This is a genomic window from Streptomyces sp. NPDC007162 (assembly GCF_040634175.1).
Lineage (GTDB): Bacteria > Actinomycetota > Actinomycetes > Streptomycetales > Streptomycetaceae > Streptomyces.
This window is the reverse complement of the sequence record NZ_JBEYFC010000022.1, coordinates 15202-36847: the sequence shown is the minus strand read 5'-3', so window position 1 is coordinate 36847 and position 21646 is coordinate 15202. Positions and strand designations below refer to the sequence as shown.

The following is a 21646-nucleotide window of genomic DNA, read 5'->3' as shown; positions in this document are numbered from 1 at the left end:
GGTCCTCTACCAACTGGTCACCTCCGTACGGCAGACCAGTTGTCACTGGTGCGGTATCGCCTGCTGGGAGAGGGTGACGGAGATCCTTATGGTCGCCTTAAGGGAGTGCTCAGGCTCCGCTGAGGAAGTTAGCGTTCACGTCATGGCGAACGACGACATCCGGCCCGCCCGGGCCGCCGACGTACCGGCCGTGAAGGCCGTGACCGACCTGGCGTACCACCCCTACGTCGCACGGATCGGAGTGGTGCCGCAGCCCATGGAGGCGGACCACGTGGCGGACGTGGCCGCGGGGCGGGTGTTCGTCGTCGGGGAGCCGGTGATCGGACTCGTCGTCATCGACGCACACGAGGACCATCTGTTCCTCGACAGCATCGCCGTCCACCCCGACGCGCACGGCACGGGCGTGGGGCGGCGGCTGCTGGAGTTCGTGGACGCACACGCGCGTGCGCTCGGCCTGCCCGAGGTCAGGCCCTGCACGAACGCGATGATGTGGGAGAACCAGGAGATCTATCCGAAGTACGGATACGAGGTCGTCGAACGGCGCCTGGACGGACCGTACGACCGCATCCACTACCGCAAGCGGCTTGAGTGAAGGGGGCGCGGGGACCGCGCGGTCAGCCGTCCGGCCACCAGGTGCGTGCGATGTCCTTCCGCACCTCCGGGCGTCCGGCGGGGCGCTCGTCGGCCTCCTCGCGGATCCGCCGGCTGTCCGTCCTCTTCAGGGGCTTCTGCACAGTAGTGCGGCGCATGGCTGCCTCCTTCGGTGCCCACCGAGTTCCGCGTTGTCACGGGGGTAGACCCTTGTGGCGAGAGTTCCTCATCGGTGCCGGTCTGTCAGTGGTCGCTGTCACACGGACCGAGTGTCAGTGGCAGGTGTCACTCTTGGGGCATGACGAACGAGAGTGACCGCACCGTTGCGGTGAGTGTCGACTGGGATGCCGAAGCCGCCCGGTTCGACGACGAGCCTGATCACGGCCTGCGGGCGCCCGAGGTGCGGGCGGCCTGGGCCGAGCGGCTGCGCACCTGGCTGCCCGGGCGTCCCGCCGACGTCCTGGACCTCGGCTGCGGCACCGGCAGCCTCTCCCTCCTCGCCGCCGAACAGGGGCACCGGGTCACCGGCGTGGACAGCTCACCGGAGATGGTGGCGCGCGCCCGCGCCAAGCTCGCCGGCCGTGACGCGGCGTTCCTGCTCGGTGACGCCGCGGCCCCGCCGGTGGGCGAGCGGCTCTTCGACACCGTGCTCGTACGCCATGTGCTGTGGGCACTGCCCGACCCCGCGCGCGTCCTGCGGCACTGGCGTGCGCTGCTGCGCCCCGCGGGGCGCTTCGTGCTGGTGGAGGGCGTGTGGGGGAGTGTGACCCCGGTCGGCATACCCGCCGACCGGCTCACCGCCCTCCTTGCACCGCTGGCCGCGGACGTACGCGTGGAGCGGCTGTCGGAGGCGGCGGTGCTGTGGGGCAAGGAGGTGAGCGACGAGCGGTACGCGGTGGTGGCGACGGTGTGACAGGTCACGGTGACAGCAGGGCGGTGAAGTCCGGACCCTGGGCCAGGGCCTCCAGCGCGTCGAGTGCGGCCGCGGCCGCCGCCGCGGCCGCCGGGTCCCGCTCCGCCAGCCCGCTCTCCGCGAACTCGTCCTCGTCCAGGCGGCGTACGTCCGTGCCGTCGGCGGAGCGCCACAGGTCCAGGTCGAGGTCCTCGACGACCAGCCGGCCGGCGGCGAGCGTCGCCGGCCGGGTGACGTCGCAGTACCAGCCCTTCAGCGTGCCGTCGGCGGCGCGGACCTCCTTCACCGCGTACCAGCGGTCGCGCCAGTAGAACTCGGTGAAGACATCGCCCTGTTCGAAGCGGACGAAGCCGAAGTCGCGGGCCACGTCACCGGCCCAGGGGGCGCGTACGGTGATCCGGGTGCCGTCGTCGTGGAGCAGCTCCGCCGGATAACGGATCTTCGTGCGGCCAGCCTTGACCAGCACGACGTCCACCACGGCCGTCGGCTCAGCCGAGTTCCCTGACATACCTGACCTCCGTCGCGCAGATGTCGTACCCGAACCACTTGTTGATCGCCAGCATCGGCCCGTTGCCGCTGTCGTTGCCCGTGAACGCCTCGGTGCAGCCGGTCGCGCGGGCCCGGTGCAGGGAGGCGTTCTTGGCGAGTTTGGCGAGGCCCCGGCCACGGAACGCCCGGGCCGTACCGGTCATGACGGTGCCGTACCGGGTGCCGCCGTCGGTGCGGGCCGCACTGAACGCCGCGGGGCGGCCGTCCACCAGGACGACCGAGGTCAGCTCCCGGCTGAACAGCGGGTGCCGCCAGGTCTCGTCCAGCCAGGCCTCGTAGTCGGTGAACTCGGTCCCGATGTCGCTCGGTTCGTCCAGCATCGTCTCCGCGTCCAGGTCGAACAGCGGGCGCGGGTCGTCGGCGAAGTCGGCGCCGGTGCGCAGTTCGACACCCGGGGGCGGGGTCCGCAGCGGGGGGAGGGTGCCGTGCGCGAGGTCGAGCCGGAGGAAGTGCGCGGAGCGGCTCGCGGTGTAGCCGTGGCGCTCGGCGAAGGCACGGTTGGCCGGGGCGTCCAGGACCCAGGCGTACGACGTGGTCGCCCCGACGGCCGACAGGTGTTCCTCCGCCGCGCGGGCGAGGAGGGCGCCGGCGCCCCGGCCGGTGCGCTCCGGATGCACGTACACGTTGGCGAAGCCCTGGCCGGGCTCCGTGCTCTCGTGGGCGAGACCGACCTGGGCCGTACCGATGATCTCGCCGTCCTGCTCCGCGAGCAGCTGCCGGAAGCGGGCGTCCGGGTGCGTGCGCGTGAGGTCGTGGACCACGGACTCCGGGGTGAACAGCATGAAGGGAAGGGCCAGGCGCCGGACCCGGACGAAGCCCTCGGCGTCGGAGCGGACGTCGGGGCGCAGGTCGCGCACGATCACTGTCATGAGCCGCACGCTATGCCGGACGGGTGCGGGGCGCCTCTTGTTTTCCCGGCGGGTGCGGGAGAATCGGGCCGTGACCTTGAAGATCCGCATCGATGACAGCGCGCCGCCGTACGAACAGGTGCGGGCGCAGATTTCCGAGCAGGCGAGGGGCGGGGTGCTGCCGGTGGGGTACCGGCTGCCGACGGTGCGGGGGCTGGCCGAGTCGCTGGGGCTGGCGGTGAACACGGTGGCCAAGGCGTACCGCGCGCTGGAGACGGACGGGGTGATCGAGACCCGGGGGCGCAACGGGACGTTCGTCGCGGCGGCGGGGTCGGCGGCCCAACGCGAGGCGTCGGCCGCCGCACAGGCCTACGCCGACCGGGCCCGGCGGCTGGGCCTGACGGAGGACGAAGCGCTGACCGCGGTGCGCGATGCCCTGCGGGCGGCCTACGCGAAGGGCTGAGCGCGGCCCGGCACCGGCGGGACGCGCCGTGCCGGCTAGATCGCCGCTGCGGCGCAGAAGAAGTGCCTCTCGGGCCGGCGGTCAGCCGCTCGTGGTCAGCTCCGGCGTCCTCGTCACCGGCAGGCCCGCCCGTGCCGCCGCCCTTCCGAAGGCCGCCGCGTCCCGCACCGCCGCTCCGCCCGGGTCGTTGTTGAAGTACGCGTAGACGTCGGCCTTCTCGGGGTACGCCGTGGCGATGCGGTCGACCCAGGTCTCCAGGGAGCGGCGGCCGTAGCGCGGCCACGGTGTCGCCCGGCCCTGGTGGAACCGGACGTAGGCCCAGTCGGTGGTGCGCCACAGCGGGCTCATGGGGCGGGCCCGGATGTCGGACCAGCACAGCGCCGCTGACCGGGACTCCAGGACCTCGCGGGTCTCCCGGGTCCACCAGGAGTCGTGGCGGGGTTCCACCGCCACCCGTGTGCCGCGCGGGAAGCAGGACAGGCACGCGTCCAGCAGCGGCGGGTCGGCCCTGAGCGTCGGCGGGAGTTGGAGGAGGACCGGACCCAGCCGGCCGCCGAGGCCCGCCGCGTGGGTCATCAGGCGGTCGACCGGCTCCTCGGGGGCCTTCAGGCGTTTGATGTGGGTGAGGTAGCGACTGGCCTTCACCGCGATCACGAAGTCCCCGGGGACCCGGTCCCGCCACGACGCGAAGTTCTCGCGGCTGGGCAGGCGGTAGAACGCGTTGTTCAGCTCGACCGTGGTGAAGTGCCTCGCGTACTCCTCAAGCCACGCACGCACGGGCACGCCGGCCGGGTACAGGACGTCCCGCCAGTCCTTGTACTGCCAGCCCGAGGTGCCGATGAACAGGGGCATACCCCCATCAAAGCACTACAGGTACAGCCCCGCGTCCGCGCCCTCCCGCGCCCCCGGTACGGACGTCGGCGCCGTGCCCCTGCGCAGTGCGTACAGCTCCGCCAGGGTGGCCCCCTCGCGGCCGACGCCCTCCTCCGTGCCGAGCCAGTTCACCGCCTCGGGCCGGGTCAGCGGGCCCACCTCGATCCGGGCGAGGCAGCGGCCGGGACGGACCACGGCGGGGTGCAGCCGCTCCAGGTCCTCGTTGGTGGTGACCCCGACCAGGACGTTGCGGCCCTGGCCGAGCAGACCGTCGGTCAGGTTCAGCAGCCGCGACAGCGCCTGCCCCGCCGTGTGCTTGGCCTCGCCGCGGATCAGTTCGTCGCAGTCCTCGAGCAGGAGCAGCCGCCAGCGCCCCTTGCCGGCGCCGTCCTCCTCGCCGATCGCGATGTCCATCAGGTAACCGACGTCGGAGAAGAGCCGCTCGGGATCGAGGACGCAGTCCACCTGGCACCAGTCCCGCCAGGACCGGGCGAGGGTGCGCAGCGCGGAGGTCTTGCCGGTGCCGGGCGGCCCGTGCAGCAGCAGGAGCCGGCCGGCGATGTCCTCCGGGGTCGTCTTCATCAGACGGTCCATCGCGTCCGCCACCGGAGCCGTGTAGTTGGCGCGGACCTCCTCCCACGTACCGGCGGAGATCTGCCGGGTGGTGCGGTGCGGACCGCGGCGCGGCGAGACGTACCAGAAACCCATCGTCACGTTCTCCGGCTGCGGTTCCGGCTCGTCCGCCGCGCCGTCCGTGGCCTCGCTCAGCACCTTCGCGGCCAGCTCCGCGGTGGTGGCGGTGACGGTGACGTCCGCGCCCCGGTTCCAGCGGGAGACCAGCAGCGTCCAGCCGTCGCCCTCCGCCAGGGTCGCGCTGCGGTCGTCGTCGCGGGCCACCCGCAGCACCCGTGCCTGGCTCGGCAGCAGGGTCGCCCCGGAGCGCACCCGGTCGATGTTCGCCGCGTGCGAGTACGGCTGCTCGCCGGTCGCGAAGCGGCCGAGGAACAGCGCGTCGACGACATCGGACGGGGAGTCGGAGTCGTCGACGTTGAGCCGGATCGGCAGCGTCTCGTGCGGCTTGGCAGACATGTCGCCATGATCCGTCACCGGGGCCCGGCGCGCACCCGTTTTCCGAAGTGGGCGGCGAGTGTCGGAAGTGCCCCGAGCTTCCGGAGTGTCCCGAGTGCCCCCCCGGACCTGTTACACGGATGCCGATCGCCGATTCCTCCCCCTGGGGCGATTCCCGCCGTTACCGTTGTCCTTGATGGGACGTCATGGGTGGAATTCGGGGGCTGGGCGGTGGCGGCTCACCGCTCTGCTCGGCGTGGGCATGGCCGCTCTCGCCCTGATCGTGACCCTGGTCCACACGCTTCCCGGCGGCGGGAGCGGCACCACGGGCACCAGCCGGGACGGAGACAAGGTGCACGGCACCCCCGCGACCCCGAAGGACCCGGCCGAACCGTACGTGGGCTGGGGCTTCACCCACACCCAGTACAGCGCCGACGAGGGCAGCGCGACCGCCACCGACCGGGTGGAGAACCTCCTGGCCAAGGACGCCGGGCTGCCGCAGAACCAGGCCGTCATGGGCTGGGGCGCCGACAACCCCGAGCCGGTGAAGGGGCGTTACGACTTCGGTGCCCTCGACCGCCGGGTCGACTTCATGCGCAGGTCCGGCGGCACCCCGGTGATCACCCTGTGCTGCTCGCCGGACTGGATGAAGGGCGGCAGGGCCGGTGTGGGCAACACCGACTGGAGCCAGGCCGCCCTGGAGACCGCGCCGACCCCCGACCACTACCAGGACTACGCGGACCTCGCCGCGACCGTCGCCAGGCGCTACCCGGACGTCCGGCACTTCATCGTCTGGAACGAGTTCAAGGGCTTCTGGAACAACTCCGAGGACCGCTGGGACTACGAGGGCTACACCAAGCTCTACAACCTCGTCTACAAGGCGTTGAAGGCTGTGGACAAGGACATCATGGTCGGCGGCCCCTACCTCGTCATGGACAGCTTCGACCCACGGCAGACCGACAACGCCTCCGCCACCCTCAAGGGCCCCTGGGGCGTCCTGGACCAGCGGGTCGTCGACGCCTTCGACTACTGGAACACCCACAAGGCGGGCGCCGACTTCGTGGTCGTCGACGGATCCAGCTACACCAACGACGACGACCTGCTGCCCGACGAGTTCGCGGCCACGCGGAAGCTGACGTACGTCAGCCAGTGGGTGCGCGCGCAGACGCACGGCCTGCCGCTGTGGTGGGCCGAGTACTACGTGGAACCCGCCGACGGCACCGACGCACGCGACGGCTGGACCGAGGCGCACCGGGTCGCCGTCCAGGCCACCGGGATGATGGCCCTGGTCGAGGGCGGCGCCGACTCCGGCTTCTACTGGAACCCGGAGGACGAGAAGGGCGGGGACTGCGCCGGCTGCCTGTGGACCACGACCGACAGCGACGACGGCGGACGGCCCGAGCCCATGTACGACCTGGTGTCCCGCTTCTCCCGGGCCTTCCCGCCCGGAACCAGGTACGAGAACGTGTCCGTCGCCGGGGCCGACGCGTCCGACGTCCGGGTCCTCGCCAGTGACCGGACGGTCCTGGTCGTCAACACCCTCGACCGCCCGATCAGCGCCCAGGTGGACGGTCAGCGGCTCGACCTGACGGCGTACGAGGTCGGGTGGCTCACCAGGTGAGCCACCCGAACCTCCTCACTTGAGCGTCAGGAACCGCTGCGCCAACGACGCCAGCAGCACCGCCAGCAACGGCATCGAGAACCAGAAGCTGCCCTGGAGCAGCCGCAGCTGCCGCACCCCCGGCCGCACCGCGACCCGGACCAGCTCACGCGCCGTCAGCAGCAGGATCAGCGCCACGGCCGCCAGGCCGCCGATCACCGACCACGGCGTCCAGGTGATCCGCGGCCCGATCGGCCCCGGATCCGGTTGCGGCACCGCGCCCGCCGGCCGGGTGCGCAGCGCGTACATGGTCACGTCGTCGTTGACCAGGACCTTCTTCAGCTCCTGCCGGTCGTCCAGGTTCTGGATCAGTCGGCCCGCCCAGGTCGCCGAGTAGCCGGCGTCCATCCGCAGATACGTGACCTGACCCCTGTTGACCATCAGATACGAGTTCGGACCGGCGTCCCTGAGCGCCTTGACCAGGCTCGACACCAGCACCGGGTCGGTGGGCGCGAGCGTCGGCACGTAGTCGACCCGTTCCATGTCCCTGGCACCCCACGGAATCGCCGGGGTCACGTCGTTGACCGTGTCGTTGCTCAGCCACAGCAGCCGTACCGTCGGCCTGTCGTGGGCGTAGACGTAGTCCATGGCGGCGACCTCGCCGGGCCGTACCCGCTCGAACGACTCGTTGCCCCAACGGGCCACCAGGAAGCCGCCCATGAGGAGCAGACCCGCCAGCAGCGCGGCCACCGGCGCCAGACTGACCCGGTCCTTCTCGCGCTCCTTCGCCGTGGCGCCGGTGCGCGGGAACAGGGCGAGCGCGGCGAGCAGGGCCGCGCCCGGCACGGCGAACATGAAGACCCGCAGCGCCATCTCGCCGCCGTAGGACTGCATGCCGAAACCCAGGAACGGCACGAAGGTCAGCACCAGCAGGGAGCGCTCGCGGTACCGGTGGAAGCGGCGGCGCCACCAGCCCCAGACGGCGAACGCCATCATGCTCCCGGCCAGCAGGACCCGGACGTACAGCACCAGCTTGTGGGTCGAACTGCCGCCCTGGATACGGCCGGAGACCGACGTCGACACATTGCTGCCGATCCCGCCGACCCCGCCGAACAGCTCGTCGAAGTGACCGGACCAGTACGGCTCGGCCATGAAACCCAGCCAGACGGCCGCGACCACCCCGAACAGGACCGGCAGGCCGCGCAGTTCGGACCGGCCGACCAGCACCAGCACCGCCAGCACGCCCAGCATCACGAACGGGGTGAGCTGGTGCGCCGGGACCGTCGCCGCGTACAGACCGATCAGCACCATGAGCAGCACGGCCTGCTGCCGGCGGTCGGCCGGCTCGACCTCCGCCTCGCCGGGCCGGAACCTCGTCCAGATGACGTGCGGGGCGCGGAACCAGACGAGCAGGATCGCCACGAACATCAGGTACAGCAGATACGTGAAGCCCTGCGGGGAGAAGTAGTCCTGGCCGACCCAGCCGCACAGCACGAAGAACCAGATGCCGGTCCACTTCGCCCGCCAGCCCGCCCGCAGCGACCGTACGAGCAGGAACATCGGTGCCAGGTAGGCGAGCTGGATGAAGGTCGGCCACCACCGGATGACCTCGGTGAAGTCCGTGACCCCGCAGGCCCTGCCGATGAAGGCGGCCGCCGCGAAGAAGCCCGGCCAGCTCCAGCGGGCGTCCAGGTCGGGCACGGCCGAGCCGGTGCGGTCGACGTAGTCGATGAACCCGAGGTGCTGCCAGGCGGTCGGGAAACGCGGCTCCGTCTCGATCACGGCGGGCAGCGCGTGCAGCGACACGACCGTCGCCAGCAACGTGACGAGCAGCAGCGTCTTGTGCTCCCGGCGCCGCCACAGCAACGCGGCGAACACCGCGACCAGCAGCGCCGCCCCGATGAGCGTCGGCAGCGGCAGCACCGAGACCAGCCCGAGGCCGCCCGTCCGGTCCAGGTCGGCGTCGTCGAGCCGGGCCGCCGGCACCCAGTACAGCAGCAGGGCGGCGACCAGCAGACAGCCGAGGACGACGCCCGGCCGGGTGGGCGTCAGCCGCTCCCGCAGCGACCGGGCGGGTTCCTCCGGAGCCTCGGCCGGCACCTTCGCTTCCCCCGCCGCCGTTTCCGGTACGACCCTCTCCCCGAACGGCGCGTCGACGACCTCGGCCTCCTTCAGCAGCGAGACCTCGGCCGGCCCGAGCGAGGCCTCCGCCCCGGGCTCGTGCTCCTCCACCGGCAGCCCCGGGTTCCGGGGCGGCCGCAGCGCCCACGTCGGACGGTCGTCGGGCCGTACGACGGGCGTACCCGTGGGCGGGGTTCCCGGTCCCGGCCGTACGTCGGGCCGCCGCTCCACGTGGTCGAAGTCGACGTGGACGCCGAGGGCGAGGGTGTCGCTGTCCAGCGCCCAGGCCGGACGTCGCCTGCGCGGCGCGGCCGAAGCGGACGGGGCTTCACGCGTGCCCAGGTCGGCGAGGTCGCCGTCCGGTGCGGTGCCCTCGGGGATCTCGGCCGGGGCCGCCCGCAGCGTCCGCCACAACCGGGGCGCCGCGACGGTCACGATCACCGTGAGGCTGGAGATCTCGGCCACGCCCGCGCCGGTCAGCCCCATCCGGGGCAGGAGCAGCAGGGTCAGACCGAGCACCAGGACGCACAACAGGCCCTGCAGCCAGGCCAGTCCGGCGGTCCGGCTCTGGGCGCGCAGCACGGCGAAGTAGGTCTCCATCACGACCCGCAGCAGCGCGCCGACCGCGAACCAGCGCAGCAGCGGCGTCGCCGCGTCCGCGTAACCCGGCCCGAACACACCGAGGATCCAGGGCGCCCCGAAGAACAGCAGCGCGCAGAGGGGGATCATGATCCGGGCCATCCGCCGGAGCGCGGCCCGGGCGTTCGCGGCCAGCCGCGCCGGGTCGTGCGAGCCCTCGACGGTGAGCGAGGCGCCCATGTTGATGGCGAGCAGGTTGGTGGTGCCGCCGATGGTGGTGGTGATGTAGAAGTACGCGTTGTCCTCGGAGCTGACCTGCGAGGCGATGATCACCGGGACCAGGTAGACCACGGCGAGGGAGAACAGCGAGCCGGTGTAGTCGCCGGCCAGGAACCTGCCGGTCTCCCTCAGCGTGGGCGGTTTCGCGTGGTCCTCGGTCGCCTTGACGTGCCGGGGCACCAGCCGCCGGAAGACCAGCCAGCCCAGCGGCACGAACGAGGTGGCGATCGCGGCGACCCAGGAGACGAAGACACCGGCCACCGGGATCGCCGCCGCGAAGGCCACCAGGAGCGCCAGTTTGACCGCCGAGAACACGGTGTTGCCGACCGGTACCCAGGGCGCGTTGCGCAGCCCGGTCAGCACCCCGTCCTGGAGGGTGAGCAGGTTCCAGGCGACGACGGCCAGCACGAACCCGGCCCCGGGCAGCGGCCCGTGCAGGAAGCGGTACGAGGGACCCCAGACCCCGAGGGTCATCAGGAAGACGCCGGCCGCCAGTGCCACGACCAGCGAACTGCCCGCGTAGGTGCGGAAGATGAACGCGCCGGTCCGGCGTCCGGCGACCGGGATGAAGCGGGCCAGCGCGCCGGTCAGGGTGACCGCGGTCAGGCCCGCGAGGAGCTTCATGGCGGCGATCGCGGCGGAGCCCTGGCCGACCGCCGACTCCGAGTAGTAACGGGCCGCGGCCAGCCAGAAGCCGAGACCGAGCACGGCGGAGATGCCGGTGTTCAGCATCAGCGCGTAGGCGTTGCGGAACAGCGGGCTGCCGCCGGGCGGACCGCCCCGTCCGGTCAGGCGAAGACGGCGCCCCGACTGCTCGGGCGCCGGCGTCTCGGTGGTCGCGGCCTCGGTTGTGGTGGTCGTGTCAGACACGGGAACGGCTGGCCTTCCGGCGGACCTGTCGGGCTCTGCGGAGAACGGCGTACCCCTTGGTGAGGGCACGGTCCTTGGCGAAGGTGCGGGTGATCGCCCGGCCTTCCAGCAGCCGGGTGAACTCCTCGGTGTCCGTGCTGCGGCGAACGGTGACGCGGTGCAGGGCGTACGGGCCCTGACGGCGGCGGGCGAGACCGTTCTCGACGGCGAGCGCCTGGGTGAACCCGGCCGCTCGCACGGCCGTGCGCACCCGGCGGCTGGAGTAGCCGTACGGGTAGGCGAACGAGGTCGGTTCGGTGCCCGTCTCGTCGGTGACGATCTCCTTGCAGCGGACCAGCTCCTCGCGGAGCCGGTCGTCGTCGAGCTGGTCGAGCTCCGGGTGGGTGTGGCTGTGGCCGCCGATCTCGCAGCCCGCGTCGGCCAGTTCGCGCACCTGGTGCCAGTCGAGCATGGTGTCCAGGCCGCCTCCGGTGTCGTGGGCGCCCCTGATCCAGCCCGTCGAGACGAACAGGGTGGCCGGGTAGCCGTGCTCGGCGAGCACGGGCAGGGCGTGGCGGTGCACACCCTCGTAGCCGTCGTCGAAGGTGATCAGGACGGGCCGCTCGGGCAGCGGGCCGCCGGAGCGCCAGCTCGCGGCCAGCTCGGCGGTGCTGACGGGGGTCAGGTCCAGTTCGCCGATGAGCGCCAGCTGTTCGGCGAACGCCTCCGGCGCCACCGACAGCGCGCGGGTGGCGTCGTTCGGCGCGGTCGCCACCGAGTGGTACATGAGGATCGGCACCGGCGCCTCGGCGGCGGCCCCCCTTGCGGCCGCTGCGGTCATCGCCGGTCCTCCTCGCTCCGGATCCCGGCGACGGTGAAGGTCGCGCCGCCCCGCCGGGCCCGTACGCTTCCCACCACGTAGCCGCCGGCGGCCGTCAGCACCCCGGCGACGATCGCGCCCGCGCGGCCCGCGCCGCCCGGCCGGGCCAGCAGCGCGTCCCGCAGGCCGCGGGCGACCCCGGCGGGCAGCACGCGCGTGGCGTACCGGCGTTCGGACTCCAGGCCCTTGCCGGCGCCCACGCTCCGGGCGACCAGGGCCTTGGAGAGGCCCTCGGCGTAGGCGCGGGTGCGGAAGTAGCCGAAGTGCTCGCGCACTTGCGGTACCCGGTGGTGGATCACCGCGCGGTCGTCGATGAGCAGCACGGCGTCCGGGCGGGCCCGGGTGAGCCGGATGCACAGCTCGGTCTCCTCGCAGCCCAGCGGGCGCCTGTCGCCGTCGCGGCCGATGCCGGTGGCGAAGCCGCCCGCCGCGTCGAAGGCCGTACGCCGGAAAGAAGCGTTTCCCCCGAGGACGTTGCGGACCCGGACCCGGCCGGCGGGCAGGCCCCGGTAGGTGCAGCCGACCACCCAGTCGAACTCCTCCGGGAACCAGTCGGGGCGGCGGCCCGAGGCCCAGACCGGCACGGTCCGGCCGCCGACCGCCATCACGTGCGGGTCGGTGTACCCCTCGGCGAAGCGGCGCAGCCAGTCCCGTTCGGCCACGGCGTCGTCGTCGAGGAAGGCGATCACCTCGCCGTACGAGGCGGCGATGCCGGTGTTGCGGCCCGCGGACAGTCCGCGGGGGCCCGCGTTGGCGAGCACCCGCACCTCCGCGGCCTCCTTGTACTCCTTCGTGAGCCGTTCCAGGAGCGCCGGGTTGTGGTCGACGACCAGCAGGGTCTCCAGCGCCGGGTACGACTGGGCGCGCACCGAGGCGACCGCCGCGAGGATGTCCTCCCAGCGGTCCTCGGTGTACACGCAGATCACGACGGAGATGCCGGGATCGCTCAAGACGACTCTCCCCGGCCCGTGCTGAGCATCGGGGAGTGCCGCACCTGCCGGCGCAGGTCACGCCGGTTGGAGCGCTCCTTGAGGATCACCTTGAGCACCCGCAGGCCGTCCCGTACGGCGCGCAGGTTGCTGGTGCCGTGGATGCGGAGGTACTCGTAGCTCGGAATCTCCTGCACCTTCAGGCCCGCCTTGACGACCCGGATGTTGATCAGGGTCTCGATCTCGAAGCCGGTGCAGTCGAGGTCGATCTTGTCGAGGCAGTGCCGCCAGAACGCGTTGTACCCGTAGCACAGGTCGGTGTAGCGGGCGCCGAACTTGCGGTTGACGACCGTGCACAGCGCCCAGTTGCCGAGCTTGCGGATGAAGGTCATGTCGTCGGTGCCGCCGCCGTTGGCGAACCGCGAGCCCTTGGCGAAGTCCGCGCCCGAGACCAGGGCGGACACGTACGACACGATCTCGTGGCCGTCGGCCGAGCCGTCCGCGTCCACCATGACGACGATATCGCCGGTGCACGCCTCGAACCCGGTGATCAGGGCATCCCCCTTGCCCTTGCCACGCTGTTCGACGACTTTCACCCCCGGCCACAACTCCCGTGCCACTTCAACGGTGTTGTCGGTGGAATTTCCGTCCACGAGAACCACTTCGTGGATCCAGCCGGGAAGTGTCTTGAAGACGTAGGGAAGATTCTCCGCCTCGTTCATGGCGGGAATCACCACGCTCACCGGCGGTGTGATCGCCAGGTGAGTGGAGATCGGTCGGTATTCGGCAGCCATTGACGGATCTTGGCCCGACGCCGGCTGGCGCAGAACGGAACTCACGAGTCTTGTCCCTCTCGTCCGGTGGACCGCCCGCCCCTGGGTGGCCCGCTTCTGTGCCCGGTTCGAAAGGGGGGTTCTCATCCACGGCGCGGAAAAAGGATCTCCGTATCCGCGGATGAGCTGGCAAAGCTGGCCGGTCTGCCGGAAAACGGCAGCCGGTCGCGCGGCACGACTCGGAAACGACAGGTGTCACAGCTGTTGCGTCTGCGTTCACCGAGCACGGCACCCCCCCGGGTGAGATGTACGACGGTATTGATGATTGGACCGGTATGGCAAGGCCTGGAAGGAGGCCTCACGTTTTTGTTGGTTTGGCCGTTACGCAACTTTGGCCGACCGTGTTCATTTACTCGAACGGATTTTCCTCACCCGTTCGAGAATTCGCTCCACCGGTCGCAGACGTACCAGCAGTAGCAGGAGAAGGCTGATCACGGCGACGGCGACGATCCCGCCGCGCCACGACCAGCGATGAGTGGCGAGCATGCCCTGGGCGACCAGCATGTCCAGGGCGACGGCACCCGCGAGCGCGGTGAGGACCCGGGCGAACGGGTCGAGTCCGCGCAGCGCCAGGGTGATCGCCGCGGCCGGCGCGGCGAGCAGGAACAGCAGGACGAGCGGTGCCCGCAGCGGTGAGCCGGAGTCGGTCAGCGCGAGCAGTGCGCCGCCCGCGGCGACGGCCGTCGCCGCTCCCGCGAGCACGGGTCCCAGGTCCCTCCCCGGTCCTGGCCGTGCCCGTTCGTCCGCTGCTGACGATGACTTGAGCCGTATGGTCTGCATGGCCGACTTTGCCCCCCAAGGCGCCGGATGCCGGGCTTCAATGTCGCGCAGCCGAACGGGGGGCGTCAAGCGGGTCTTTGGACATGACCGTTCCTTGATGTCACAGGTGATCCGGGATCGATACGGAAGCGGCTGGTTGCGTCATAAAAAGATTTGGCATGGACACTTCCCGTCAACACGCGCGGTTGGTACGAAAGTTGTGGCAGAGATCCTGCTAAAGGGAGGTTCCATGAGACGTTCCCGAATTACGGCATACGTGACTTCACTCCTCCTCGCCACCGGGCTCACCCTCACCGGGGCGGCCGCGACGCAGGCCGAGGCCGCGACCGGGGGCTACGTGGCGCTCGGCGACTCGTACTCCTCCGGCGTCGGCGCCGGCAGCTACATCGGTTCGAGCGGCAGCTGCGACCGCAGCACCAACGCCTACCCCTACCTGTGGAACGCCGCCCACAGCCCGTCCTCGTTCTCGTTCCTCGCCTGCTCCGGCGCCACCACCGACGACGTGCTCTCCGGCCAGCTCGGCTCGCTCAGCTCCTCGACCGCCCTGGTCTCCCTCACCATCGGCGGCAACGACGCGGGCTTCGCCGACGTCATGACGACCTGTGTGCTCAACTCGGACAGCACCTGCCTGTCCCGGATCAGCACCGCCGAGGCGTACGTCGATTCCACCCTCCCCGGAAAGCTCGACGCCGTGTACGACGCGATCAGCGCCAAGGCACCCAACGCCAGGGTCGTCGTCCTCGGCTACCCGCGCTTCTACCAGCTGGGTACCACCTGCCTCGGCCTCTCCGCGACCAAGCGCACCGCCATCAACAACGCCGCCGACTACATCGACACCGCCATCGCCAAGCGCGCCGCCGACCACGGTTTCACCTTCGGCGACGTGCGCAGCGCGTTCTCCGCCCACGAGATCTGCTCCGGCAGCTCCTGGCTGCACAGTGTCAACCTGCTGGACATCACCGAGTCGTACCACCCCACCGCGGCCGGCCACTCCGGCGGCTATCTGCCGGTCATGACCAGCAACGCGTGAACCCGCGGTACCTCAGCCCCCGGTCACGAGCTCGAAGGTGACGGCGTATCGGAGGCCCCGGCGCTCGGGGTCTCCGTCGCCGAGGTGCAGGTGACCGAGAACGGCACCGAGTCGGACGTGGTCCGCACCGGGCTGCGCACCTCGACCGCGATCGCGTCGTTCAGCGTCCCGCTGTCGGACCAGGTGCTGACGGTCACCTTGGTCTGCCGGGTCCTCCCGCCGCCGTCCGGGAAGGACAGCGTCTTCCAGCCCTGGTCGTCGAGCGACCCCTTCTTCAGCACCCACCGGTACTGGACCTGCGCGGGCAGACTCCCGATCGTGAACGTCGCGGTGAACGAGGGCGCCTGCGCGGTCGGCGGCGGGCAGCTCCCCGAGTAGTCGGTACCGGACCCGGCCACGCTCACCCGCACGCTCTGCGCGGTCGCGCTGCTGCTCGCGGACGCCGACGCCGACGGCGACGCGGACTTCGAGGCGCTGCTGCGGCTGGGTGCGGGCGAGCTGAGGCTGCCGGCCGACTGACTCGCCCCGGCGTCGCCGCCGTCCCCGCCCCCGTTGTCGTGGTTGAGCAGGGCGTACACCAGCCCGCCCAGTGCGAGGGCGACCAGGACCAGGCCGACGAGCAGGACGGTACCGGCGCTGCGGTTGCCACCGCGGTCGTCCTCCGGCGGCCGGGAGTCCGTCGGGATGGGCAACGGAGGGGTGGGGGCGCCCTGGTAGGGCTGGTGGGCGACCTGGGTCGGGGCTTCGTACGGCGCCGGGACCGGGACGGTCACCGCGGTGTGCGGGGTGCCGCCGGCTGCGATCAGCCGCAGGTCCCGCTCGGCCTGTTCGGCGGGGAGCCGGGCGGCCGGGTCCTTGCGGAGCAGCCCCTCGACGACCGGGCCGAGCGGTCCCGCCCGGTACGGCGGCGGCAACTCCTCGTCCACCACGGCACGCAGGGTGCTCAGCGGGGTGTCCTGCCGGAACGGCGAGGCACCCTCGACCGCCGCGTACAGCAGCACCCCGAGCGACCACAGGTCCGACTCGGGGCCGAACGCGCGTCCGAGCGCCCGCTCCGGGGCCAGGTACTCGGGCGATCCGATGACCTCGCCGGTCATGGTCAGTGCCGAGCTGCCCTCGACGGTGGCGATGCCGAAGTCGGTGAGCACCACCCGGCCGTCGTTCGACAGCAGCACGTTGGCCGGCTTCACGTCACGGTGCAGCACCCCGGCGGAGTGCGCGGCCCGCAGCGCGGACAGCACCTCGGCGCCGACGCCCGCGGCCCGCTGCGGCGACATCGGGCCCTCCGCCTCCAGCGCGTCGGCCAGGGACACCCCCCGGACCAACTCCATGACGACCCAGGGCCGTCCGCCCTCCATCGCGACGTCGTACACCGTCACCACGTTGCGGTTGGCGATCCGGGCGGCGGCCCAGGCCTCGCGCTCCAGCCGGGCGTACATCCGCTCGACGTCGGGGCCGGGCAGCCCGGCCGGCGCCCGCACCTCCTTGACGGCGACCTCACGGCCCAGCACCTCGTCGCGGGCCCGCCACACGGTGCCCATACCGCCCTCGCCCAGCGGCGACAGCAGTCGGTAGCGGCCGGCGATCACTCGCTCTCGGCCGGGCTCATCGGTCACCGGTGCCCCCCCCACGGCAGCTCGCGCGAACTCATCACAAACGTAACTCAGAGCAGGGCGGCGGAGGCGCCCTTGAGGACCAGCCCGACACCCAGGGCCACGACCACGAGCGCCGAGGCGAGCGGGGTCGTCCTGCGGACCAGGGTGGCCATGGGGTGGGTGGTCAAGCGAGGGCGTTTGTCCAGCACCCGAGTCATTCCCGTACCCAGCTTGACGACGGCGAACCCGGCGGCGGTCAGCGTCAGCGCGAGGCCGATGCCGTAGGCGACGACGAGGAGCAGACCGAACCAGGCCTGTCCGAGGGCGGCGGCCCCGACGAGGACGACGACGGCGGACGGGCTGGGGACCAGCCCGCCGGCGAAGCCGAGGAGGAGGGTGCCGCGCACGGTGGGGGCCGTTTCGTGGGTGTGGGTGTGGCCGCCGTGGGTGTGCGTGTGGCCGTGCCCGGAGCCGTGGTCGTGGCTGTGACCGTGCTCGTGATCACGCGTGTGCGTGTGCCCGTGGTCGTGATCGTGGTCGTGCGGGTGTCCGTGACCGTGGTGGGGTCCGTGCCCGTGTTCCTGGGCGTTCCCGCCGGCATGGGTGTGCGCCGCTCCGGCCAGTGCCAACTCGGGTTCGGGTGCGTGTTCGTGGTGCCGGGCGTGCGCGTGGACCCTGGTGCGCCAGGCCCTTCGGGTCAGGTTCAGCCCTGCTGCCAGGACCATGAGGCCGCTCGCGATGCCCAGCCAGGCGATCACCGACGGGGTGGCCGCCGAACCCGCCGTGACCAGCACCCCCAGGGCGACCACGCCGAGGGTGTGGGTGACCGTGACCGACGCGGCCAGCGGGAGGACGTCGCGGAGCCGGGCCCGGCCCCCGCGGGCCGCCGCCGTCGCCGCCATCAGGGTCTTGCCGTGGCCCGGTGCGAGGGCGTGCAGCGCGCCGAGGGCGATCGCGATGAACAGCGCGAGCGTGGCGAAGCCGAAGGTGAGGTGGTTGCGCGCGACCAGGTCGGTCAGGGCCTGGGTCCAGCGGTCGATGCCCCGGGGGAGGATCTCGGAGCCCGGAGTGTCCTGCCGTTCCGCGGCGAGCGCCGGGCCACCCGGCCGGACCCGGACCGCGGCGGTCGTGATGTCGGCCGGGGAGGAGAGCAGGTCCTTGGGGTAGCTGGTGAGTTCGTGCGAGAGGGAGGTCTTCGGTACGTCCGTCCGCGTCAGCGTCATCCGGTCGCCGCGTGCCGTGATCTCCCGCCAGCCGGGGCCGGAGTCGGTGCCCGCGCTGTGGAAGCCGAGGGCGACGGTGGCGCCCTTCGGGAGCGGCGCGCTGAACCGGCACGACACCCGCAGGGTGTTCAGCCCCGCCTGGCCGGGCCGGAGTTGGGCGTGACTGGAAGTGACGGTCAGGGGCGTGGCCGTGCCGTCGACGGTGAGCCTGCTGCCGTCGGCCGCCGTAGTGCAGCGCTGCTGGGCCCACTTGGCCGTGCCCAGTCGCTTCAGGTCCGGCTTGGCCTGGGTCGCGGGGATCTCGGCGAGGTCCTCGAAGTGGTCGACGCGGAGCTGTCCGGGGGCGGCGACCAGACCGTCGTACTTGTTGACGGTGAAGTTGCCGAGCGGGTGGGCGCTCGCGGCCGTGGCCGGGAGGAGGGTGAGGCCGCAGACGACGACGAGGAGGGCCGCGGCGCGGCGGCGGAGGTTCACTTCGAGGCCTCCAGCGCCTTGCGGGCGGCACGGGCGCCGAGCGGCGAGAAACCCGGGTTGAGATCGAGGGCCTTGGTGAGCGCCGCGCGGCCGGCCGCCTGCTCGCCGTTGGCCAGCTCGATCATGCCCAGGTGGTAGCTGAAGGAGGCGTTGCGGTAGCCGGTGGCGGTGGCCCGGCGGGCGTACGGCAGCGCTTCCTTGTCGTGGCCGTTGACGTGCAGGGCCCAGGCCAGCGCGTCCGCCGTGTGGACGGTGTGGCGGCGGGCCCACTCGGCGCGCGCGGCCTTCAGCGCCTCGGCCTTGTTGCCGTGGTCGGCGGCGGCGAGCGCGGTGTCCAGGTCGGCGTTGACACCGTTGGCACGGGCCAGCGCGATCCAGGCCTCGACGAGGGAGTACTGGTTCTCGGCCTTCTCCTTGTCGCCCTTGGCGCCCCGGTCCTCGTACAGCTCGCCGAGCTCCACCAGGGGCTGCGGCAGGGGATAGCGGGAGACGACCAGCTCCATGCCCTTGATGGCGTCGGCGCGGTCGCCGCTCGCCGCCTGGGCGCGGGCCCGGCCCTCCAGCGCGGGGAGGTAGTTCTCGTCGGCGGTCAGGGCGCGGGCGTAGTAGTCGAGGGCGCTCCTGTAGTCGCCCTGGTTCCAGGCGAGCAGGCCGAGCTGCGCCGCCACGTACGCGATGTCGCCCTTCGAGGTGGCCGTGGACAGCGCCTGTTGCAGCACCTGCCGGGCGGTCTTCACGTCACCGCGCAGCTCCCGCACGTACGCGTAGCGGGTGAACACCGGTACGCCCGGTTTGCGCTGGTCGGCGAGGTCGGCCGCCTTGGCCGCGTCGGCGTACCGGCCGAGTTCGACCAGGGCGTCGATCCGGGAGGCCAGGGCGCCCGCGTTGTACGGGTTCTGCTTCAGGGCCCGGTCGGCGTAGGTGAGCGCGTCGGCGAACTGGTGCCGGGCGGCGGCGAGCGCGGCCTGCCCGGCCAGCGCCTGGTCGTTGCCCGGGGTGATCTGGAGGGCGCGTTTCAGGGCTTTGTCGGCCTGCGGGTAGCGGGACGGGTCGCCCTTGGTGCGCGCCTGCTCGACATAGGCGAGGCCGAGCGTGGCCCAGCTGTCGGAGTCCTTCGGCTGGGTGCGCAGATGGGCCTGGAGAGAGGCGATGCTCGCGTCGAGGCTGCCGCTCGCGAGCAGCGCCGGCGACACGGCGCTCGACGCGGCGACCGGTGTCGTACCGCTGTCCCGGGACGCCCCGAAGGCGATGGCGCCGCCGGTCAGCGCCACGGCCAGCAGCACGGCGGAACCCGCGAGCCGGACCCGCCGCCAGTTCCGCCCCGCGGCGGCGAACCGGCGCAGGGCGGTGACACGCTCGTCGTCGTTGCGGTCCGGCGTGTCCTTCGCGTCGGCGGGCTGCTTGTCGTTCGTACCCGGGGCCATGCCCTCTCCTAGTAGCTGTCGCATGGGGCGGCGCGGCCCGCTGCCGTGGGGGATGGGGTGGGAGCGGGCCGCGCCAGTCTGTGAGGTGGGGAATCGTCGCCTAGTACGGGCGCTGCATCCGGCGGCGCCACCAGCCGAACCCGGTGCCGATCAGCAGCACGCCCGCCGCACCCGCGGCCGCCGATCCCGCGATCAGCGTCGTGTTGCTGCCGCTGGAGCCGGGCAGGGCGTCACCGAGCGCGCTCTTCGTGGTGCTGCCGGTGCCCTTGGCGAGCGGACCGTGCGACCCGGAGGTCGGCTCGGCCACGTACGGGAAGTACTTCTCGAAGTTCTTGTCGTTCTTGTCGACCGCGTCGCCCAGGTCGTTCTTGGAACCGACCAGTTCGCCCTCCATGACCTGGAGTGCCTCGTCGATGACGTCGTCGGTGAGCCGGCGCCCGTTCGGGAAGCCCGCGTTGTCGCCGTCCAGCACACCGAGCCGCTTGGGCTTGGCGGTGGGCTTGATGGACGTGTTCAACCGGAGCATCTCCGACGGAGTCGCGTACGGCTGGAGGGTGTTGAGGCCCTTGACGCCCGTGAGGAACACGCTGACGAGGTCGTTGCGTGGCTCCTTCGGCGCCTTGATGTGGTAGATCGCCTCGATGAGCTTCGGCAGCTCCGGGTTGGTGACGTTCTTCAGGAACTGCGCGTCGTCCTTGGGCTGGGACGCGTTGAACTTGTCCTTGTCCTTCTGCGGGTTGACGACCTCGTTGACCAGCGGGTTGCCGAGGCGCGAGACCTGTGTGTAGTAGCCCTGCGCGTTCCGGCGCTGGGTGGTCGCGTAGATGCCGACGGTCGGACGTGACGCCGACTGCCGGATCAGGTCGTTCGGCACCTGGAGGGCGAGCGTGTTGACGTTGTAGCCCTTGAGGGTGTCGTTGCCGACCTCGGAGAGGTTGCCGCCGTACAGCAGGTCGAAGACGCGCAGGTCGGCGAAGAACGGGTCGTCGGCCTGGCCGGCGAAGGTCGCGCCGCCGTTCGAGGTCTTGTAGATGGCCTGCGCGCGCAGCTTCGCGTAGTCCGGCATCGAGGCCTTGCCGACGTCCGACGGGGCGGCCGGGATGTCGCTGGCGATCCTCGTCGTGTACTGGTGCTTGCCGTTCTTGAACTTGAGGAGGTCCAGGTTGTACGACTGCGTGACGTTCAGGTCCGGGTCGGTCAGGTTGTCGACCACACCCGTGTTGTAGAGGAACGTCTTCTTGTTCTTGATCTGGGTCTTGAAGGTGTAACGGAAGACCAGGTCGTCCTTCGCGTCACCGTTGTTGTCGATGTGGATGTCGTACTGGGCGTCGTCCGCGAACTGGTAGAAGTTCGGGCCGCCCGACGGCTCCTCGAACGGGATGTAGTCCGACACGATCGTCGTGGTGTCGGGCTTGTCCGGACTGACGAACGCGTACAGGTCGGTGTTGTCGTACTGCGGAGTCCCCGAGATGAGGGGGGCTTCCCGGTGGGAGGAGGCAGCGGCCACCCCCGGTTCCAGCGCGGCGACGCTGGCGGCTGTGATTCCGCCGGTGGCCAGTGCCCCACAGATGAGGGTGAGAAGGCCCTTGCGCCCCGCACCGCTCCTGGAGATTTGAGGTGTCATGCCGTCCGTCCCTCGGTCCCAACTTGCTTGACGGACGGGTATACGGAGCTGGAGGGCCGTTTGGATTGGTCGGAAGAAAAAAATCTTTTCTTCCTGCTCGACCCGCGTTTTTGCCTCCCGC

19 protein-coding genes are annotated in these 21646 nt (G+C 71.4%); 5 read left to right on the top strand and 14 right to left on the bottom strand.

Annotation, left to right across the window (positions count from 1 at the left end; translation table 11 throughout):
- Positions 1 to 142: 142 nt before the first annotated feature.
- On the top strand, positions 143 to 592 hold the full coding sequence (locus ABZ646_RS04820; RefSeq protein WP_360512976.1) for a GNAT family N-acetyltransferase: 450 nt from the start codon (positions 143 to 145) through the stop codon (positions 590 to 592).
- Positions 593 to 614: 22 nt separating this feature from the next.
- Here the strand turns inward: ABZ646_RS04820 and ABZ646_RS04815 are convergent, their stop codons facing one another.
- Positions 615 to 749, bottom strand: coding sequence for a hypothetical protein (locus ABZ646_RS04815; protein WP_089102986.1), 135 nt, complete (start codon positions 747 to 749; stop codon positions 615 to 617).
- Positions 750 to 889: 140 nt separating this feature from the next.
- Here ABZ646_RS04815 and ABZ646_RS04810 point away from each other — a divergent pair, with 140 nt between their 5' ends.
- A complete protein-coding gene (locus ABZ646_RS04810) occupies positions 890 to 1504 on the top strand; it encodes a class I SAM-dependent methyltransferase (RefSeq protein ID WP_360512974.1) in 615 nt (204 codons plus the stop codon).
- Positions 1505 to 1508: 4 nt separating this feature from the next.
- Here the strand turns inward: ABZ646_RS04810 and ABZ646_RS04805 are convergent, their stop codons facing one another.
- Positions 1509 to 2012: a DUF402 domain-containing protein gene (locus ABZ646_RS04805; RefSeq protein WP_360512972.1), complete on the bottom strand. Its 504-nt coding sequence runs from the start codon at positions 2010 to 2012 to the stop codon at positions 1509 to 1511.
- On the bottom strand, positions 1993 to 2922 hold the full coding sequence (locus ABZ646_RS04800; protein ID WP_360512970.1) for a GNAT family N-acetyltransferase: 930 nt from the start codon (positions 2920 to 2922) through the stop codon (positions 1993 to 1995). The genes ABZ646_RS04805 and ABZ646_RS04800 overlap by 20 nt, the downstream gene beginning before the upstream one ends.
- 70 nt (positions 2923 to 2992) lie before the next feature.
- On the opposite strand from ABZ646_RS04800, the gene ABZ646_RS04795 reads away from it, so the two are divergent.
- Positions 2993 to 3364: a GntR family transcriptional regulator gene (locus ABZ646_RS04795; RefSeq protein WP_360512968.1), complete on the top strand. Its 372-nt coding sequence runs from the start codon at positions 2993 to 2995 to the stop codon at positions 3362 to 3364.
- Between the two features lie 81 nt (positions 3365 to 3445).
- Here ABZ646_RS04795 and ABZ646_RS04790 read toward each other — a convergent pair whose 3' ends face one another.
- Both ABZ646_RS04790 and ABZ646_RS04785 read right to left on the bottom strand, forming a co-directional pair.
- Positions 3446 to 4216: a DUF72 domain-containing protein gene (locus ABZ646_RS04790; protein ID WP_360512966.1), complete on the bottom strand. Its 771-nt coding sequence runs from the start codon at positions 4214 to 4216 to the stop codon at positions 3446 to 3448.
- Positions 4217 to 4231: 15 nt separating this feature from the next.
- Positions 4232 to 5344 carry a DUF5925 domain-containing protein gene (locus tag ABZ646_RS04785; RefSeq protein WP_360512964.1) on the bottom strand — a complete coding sequence of 371 codons (1113 nt, stop codon included), beginning with the start codon at positions 5342 to 5344 and terminating at the stop codon, positions 4232 to 4234.
- A gap of 157 nt (positions 5345 to 5501) precedes the next feature.
- Between ABZ646_RS04785 and ABZ646_RS04780 the strand changes: the two genes are divergently transcribed.
- Entirely contained in the window at positions 5502 to 6926 is a 1425-nt protein-coding gene (locus tag ABZ646_RS04780) for a xylan 1,4-beta-xylosidase (protein WP_360512962.1), read from the top strand.
- Between the two features lie 15 nt (positions 6927 to 6941).
- Here ABZ646_RS04780 and ABZ646_RS04775 read toward each other — a convergent pair whose 3' ends face one another.
- From ABZ646_RS04775 to ABZ646_RS04755, 5 genes are all read right to left on the bottom strand, one after another.
- The gene (locus ABZ646_RS04775; RefSeq protein WP_360512960.1) at positions 6942 to 10754 is read right to left on the bottom strand and encodes a lipopolysaccharide biosynthesis protein; all 3813 of its coding nucleotides are present in this window, start codon (positions 10752 to 10754) and stop codon (positions 6942 to 6944) included.
- Positions 10747 to 11574: a polysaccharide deacetylase family protein gene (locus ABZ646_RS04770; RefSeq protein WP_360512958.1), complete on the bottom strand. Its 828-nt coding sequence runs from the start codon at positions 11572 to 11574 to the stop codon at positions 10747 to 10749. The genes ABZ646_RS04775 and ABZ646_RS04770 overlap by 8 nt, the downstream gene beginning before the upstream one ends.
- Positions 11571 to 12563 (bottom strand): glycosyltransferase family 2 protein, encoded by a 993-nt coding sequence (locus ABZ646_RS04765; RefSeq protein ID WP_360512956.1) that lies wholly within the window; start codon positions 12561 to 12563, stop codon positions 11571 to 11573. Before ABZ646_RS04765 ends, ABZ646_RS04770 begins: the two co-directional genes overlap by 4 nt.
- Entirely contained in the window at positions 12560 to 13381 is an 822-nt protein-coding gene (locus ABZ646_RS04760; protein WP_360512954.1) for a glycosyltransferase family 2 protein, read from the bottom strand. Before ABZ646_RS04760 ends, ABZ646_RS04765 begins: the two co-directional genes overlap by 4 nt.
- Before the next feature lie 339 nt (positions 13382 to 13720).
- On the bottom strand, positions 13721 to 14077 hold the full coding sequence (locus ABZ646_RS04755) for a hypothetical protein (protein WP_360512952.1): 357 nt from the start codon (positions 14075 to 14077) through the stop codon (positions 13721 to 13723).
- A 307-nt stretch (positions 14078 to 14384) separates the two neighbouring features.
- Between ABZ646_RS04755 and ABZ646_RS04750 the strand changes: the two genes are divergently transcribed.
- The gene (locus ABZ646_RS04750) at positions 14385 to 15185 is read left to right on the top strand and encodes an SGNH/GDSL hydrolase family protein (RefSeq protein ID WP_360512950.1); all 801 of its coding nucleotides are present in this window, start codon (positions 14385 to 14387) and stop codon (positions 15183 to 15185) included.
- A 23-nt stretch (positions 15186 to 15208) separates the two neighbouring features.
- Here the strand turns inward: ABZ646_RS04750 and ABZ646_RS04745 are convergent, their stop codons facing one another.
- From ABZ646_RS04745 to ABZ646_RS04730, 4 genes are all read right to left on the bottom strand, one after another.
- A complete protein-coding gene (locus tag ABZ646_RS04745) occupies positions 15209 to 16801 on the bottom strand; it encodes a serine/threonine-protein kinase (RefSeq protein ID WP_360512948.1) in 1593 nt (530 codons plus the stop codon).
- 47 nt (positions 16802 to 16848) lie between these two features.
- Positions 16849 to 18477 (bottom strand): sulfite exporter TauE/SafE family protein, encoded by a 1629-nt coding sequence (locus ABZ646_RS04740; protein WP_360512946.1) that lies wholly within the window; start codon positions 18475 to 18477, stop codon positions 16849 to 16851.
- The gene (locus tag ABZ646_RS04735) at positions 18474 to 19901 is read right to left on the bottom strand and encodes a tetratricopeptide repeat protein (RefSeq protein WP_360512944.1); all 1428 of its coding nucleotides are present in this window, start codon (positions 19899 to 19901) and stop codon (positions 18474 to 18476) included. Before ABZ646_RS04735 ends, ABZ646_RS04740 begins: the two co-directional genes overlap by 4 nt.
- A 100-nt stretch (positions 19902 to 20001) precedes the next feature.
- Entirely contained in the window at positions 20002 to 21525 is a 1524-nt protein-coding gene (locus ABZ646_RS04730) for a DUF4331 domain-containing protein (protein ID WP_360512942.1), read from the bottom strand.
- Positions 21526 to 21646 lie beyond the last annotated feature (121 nt).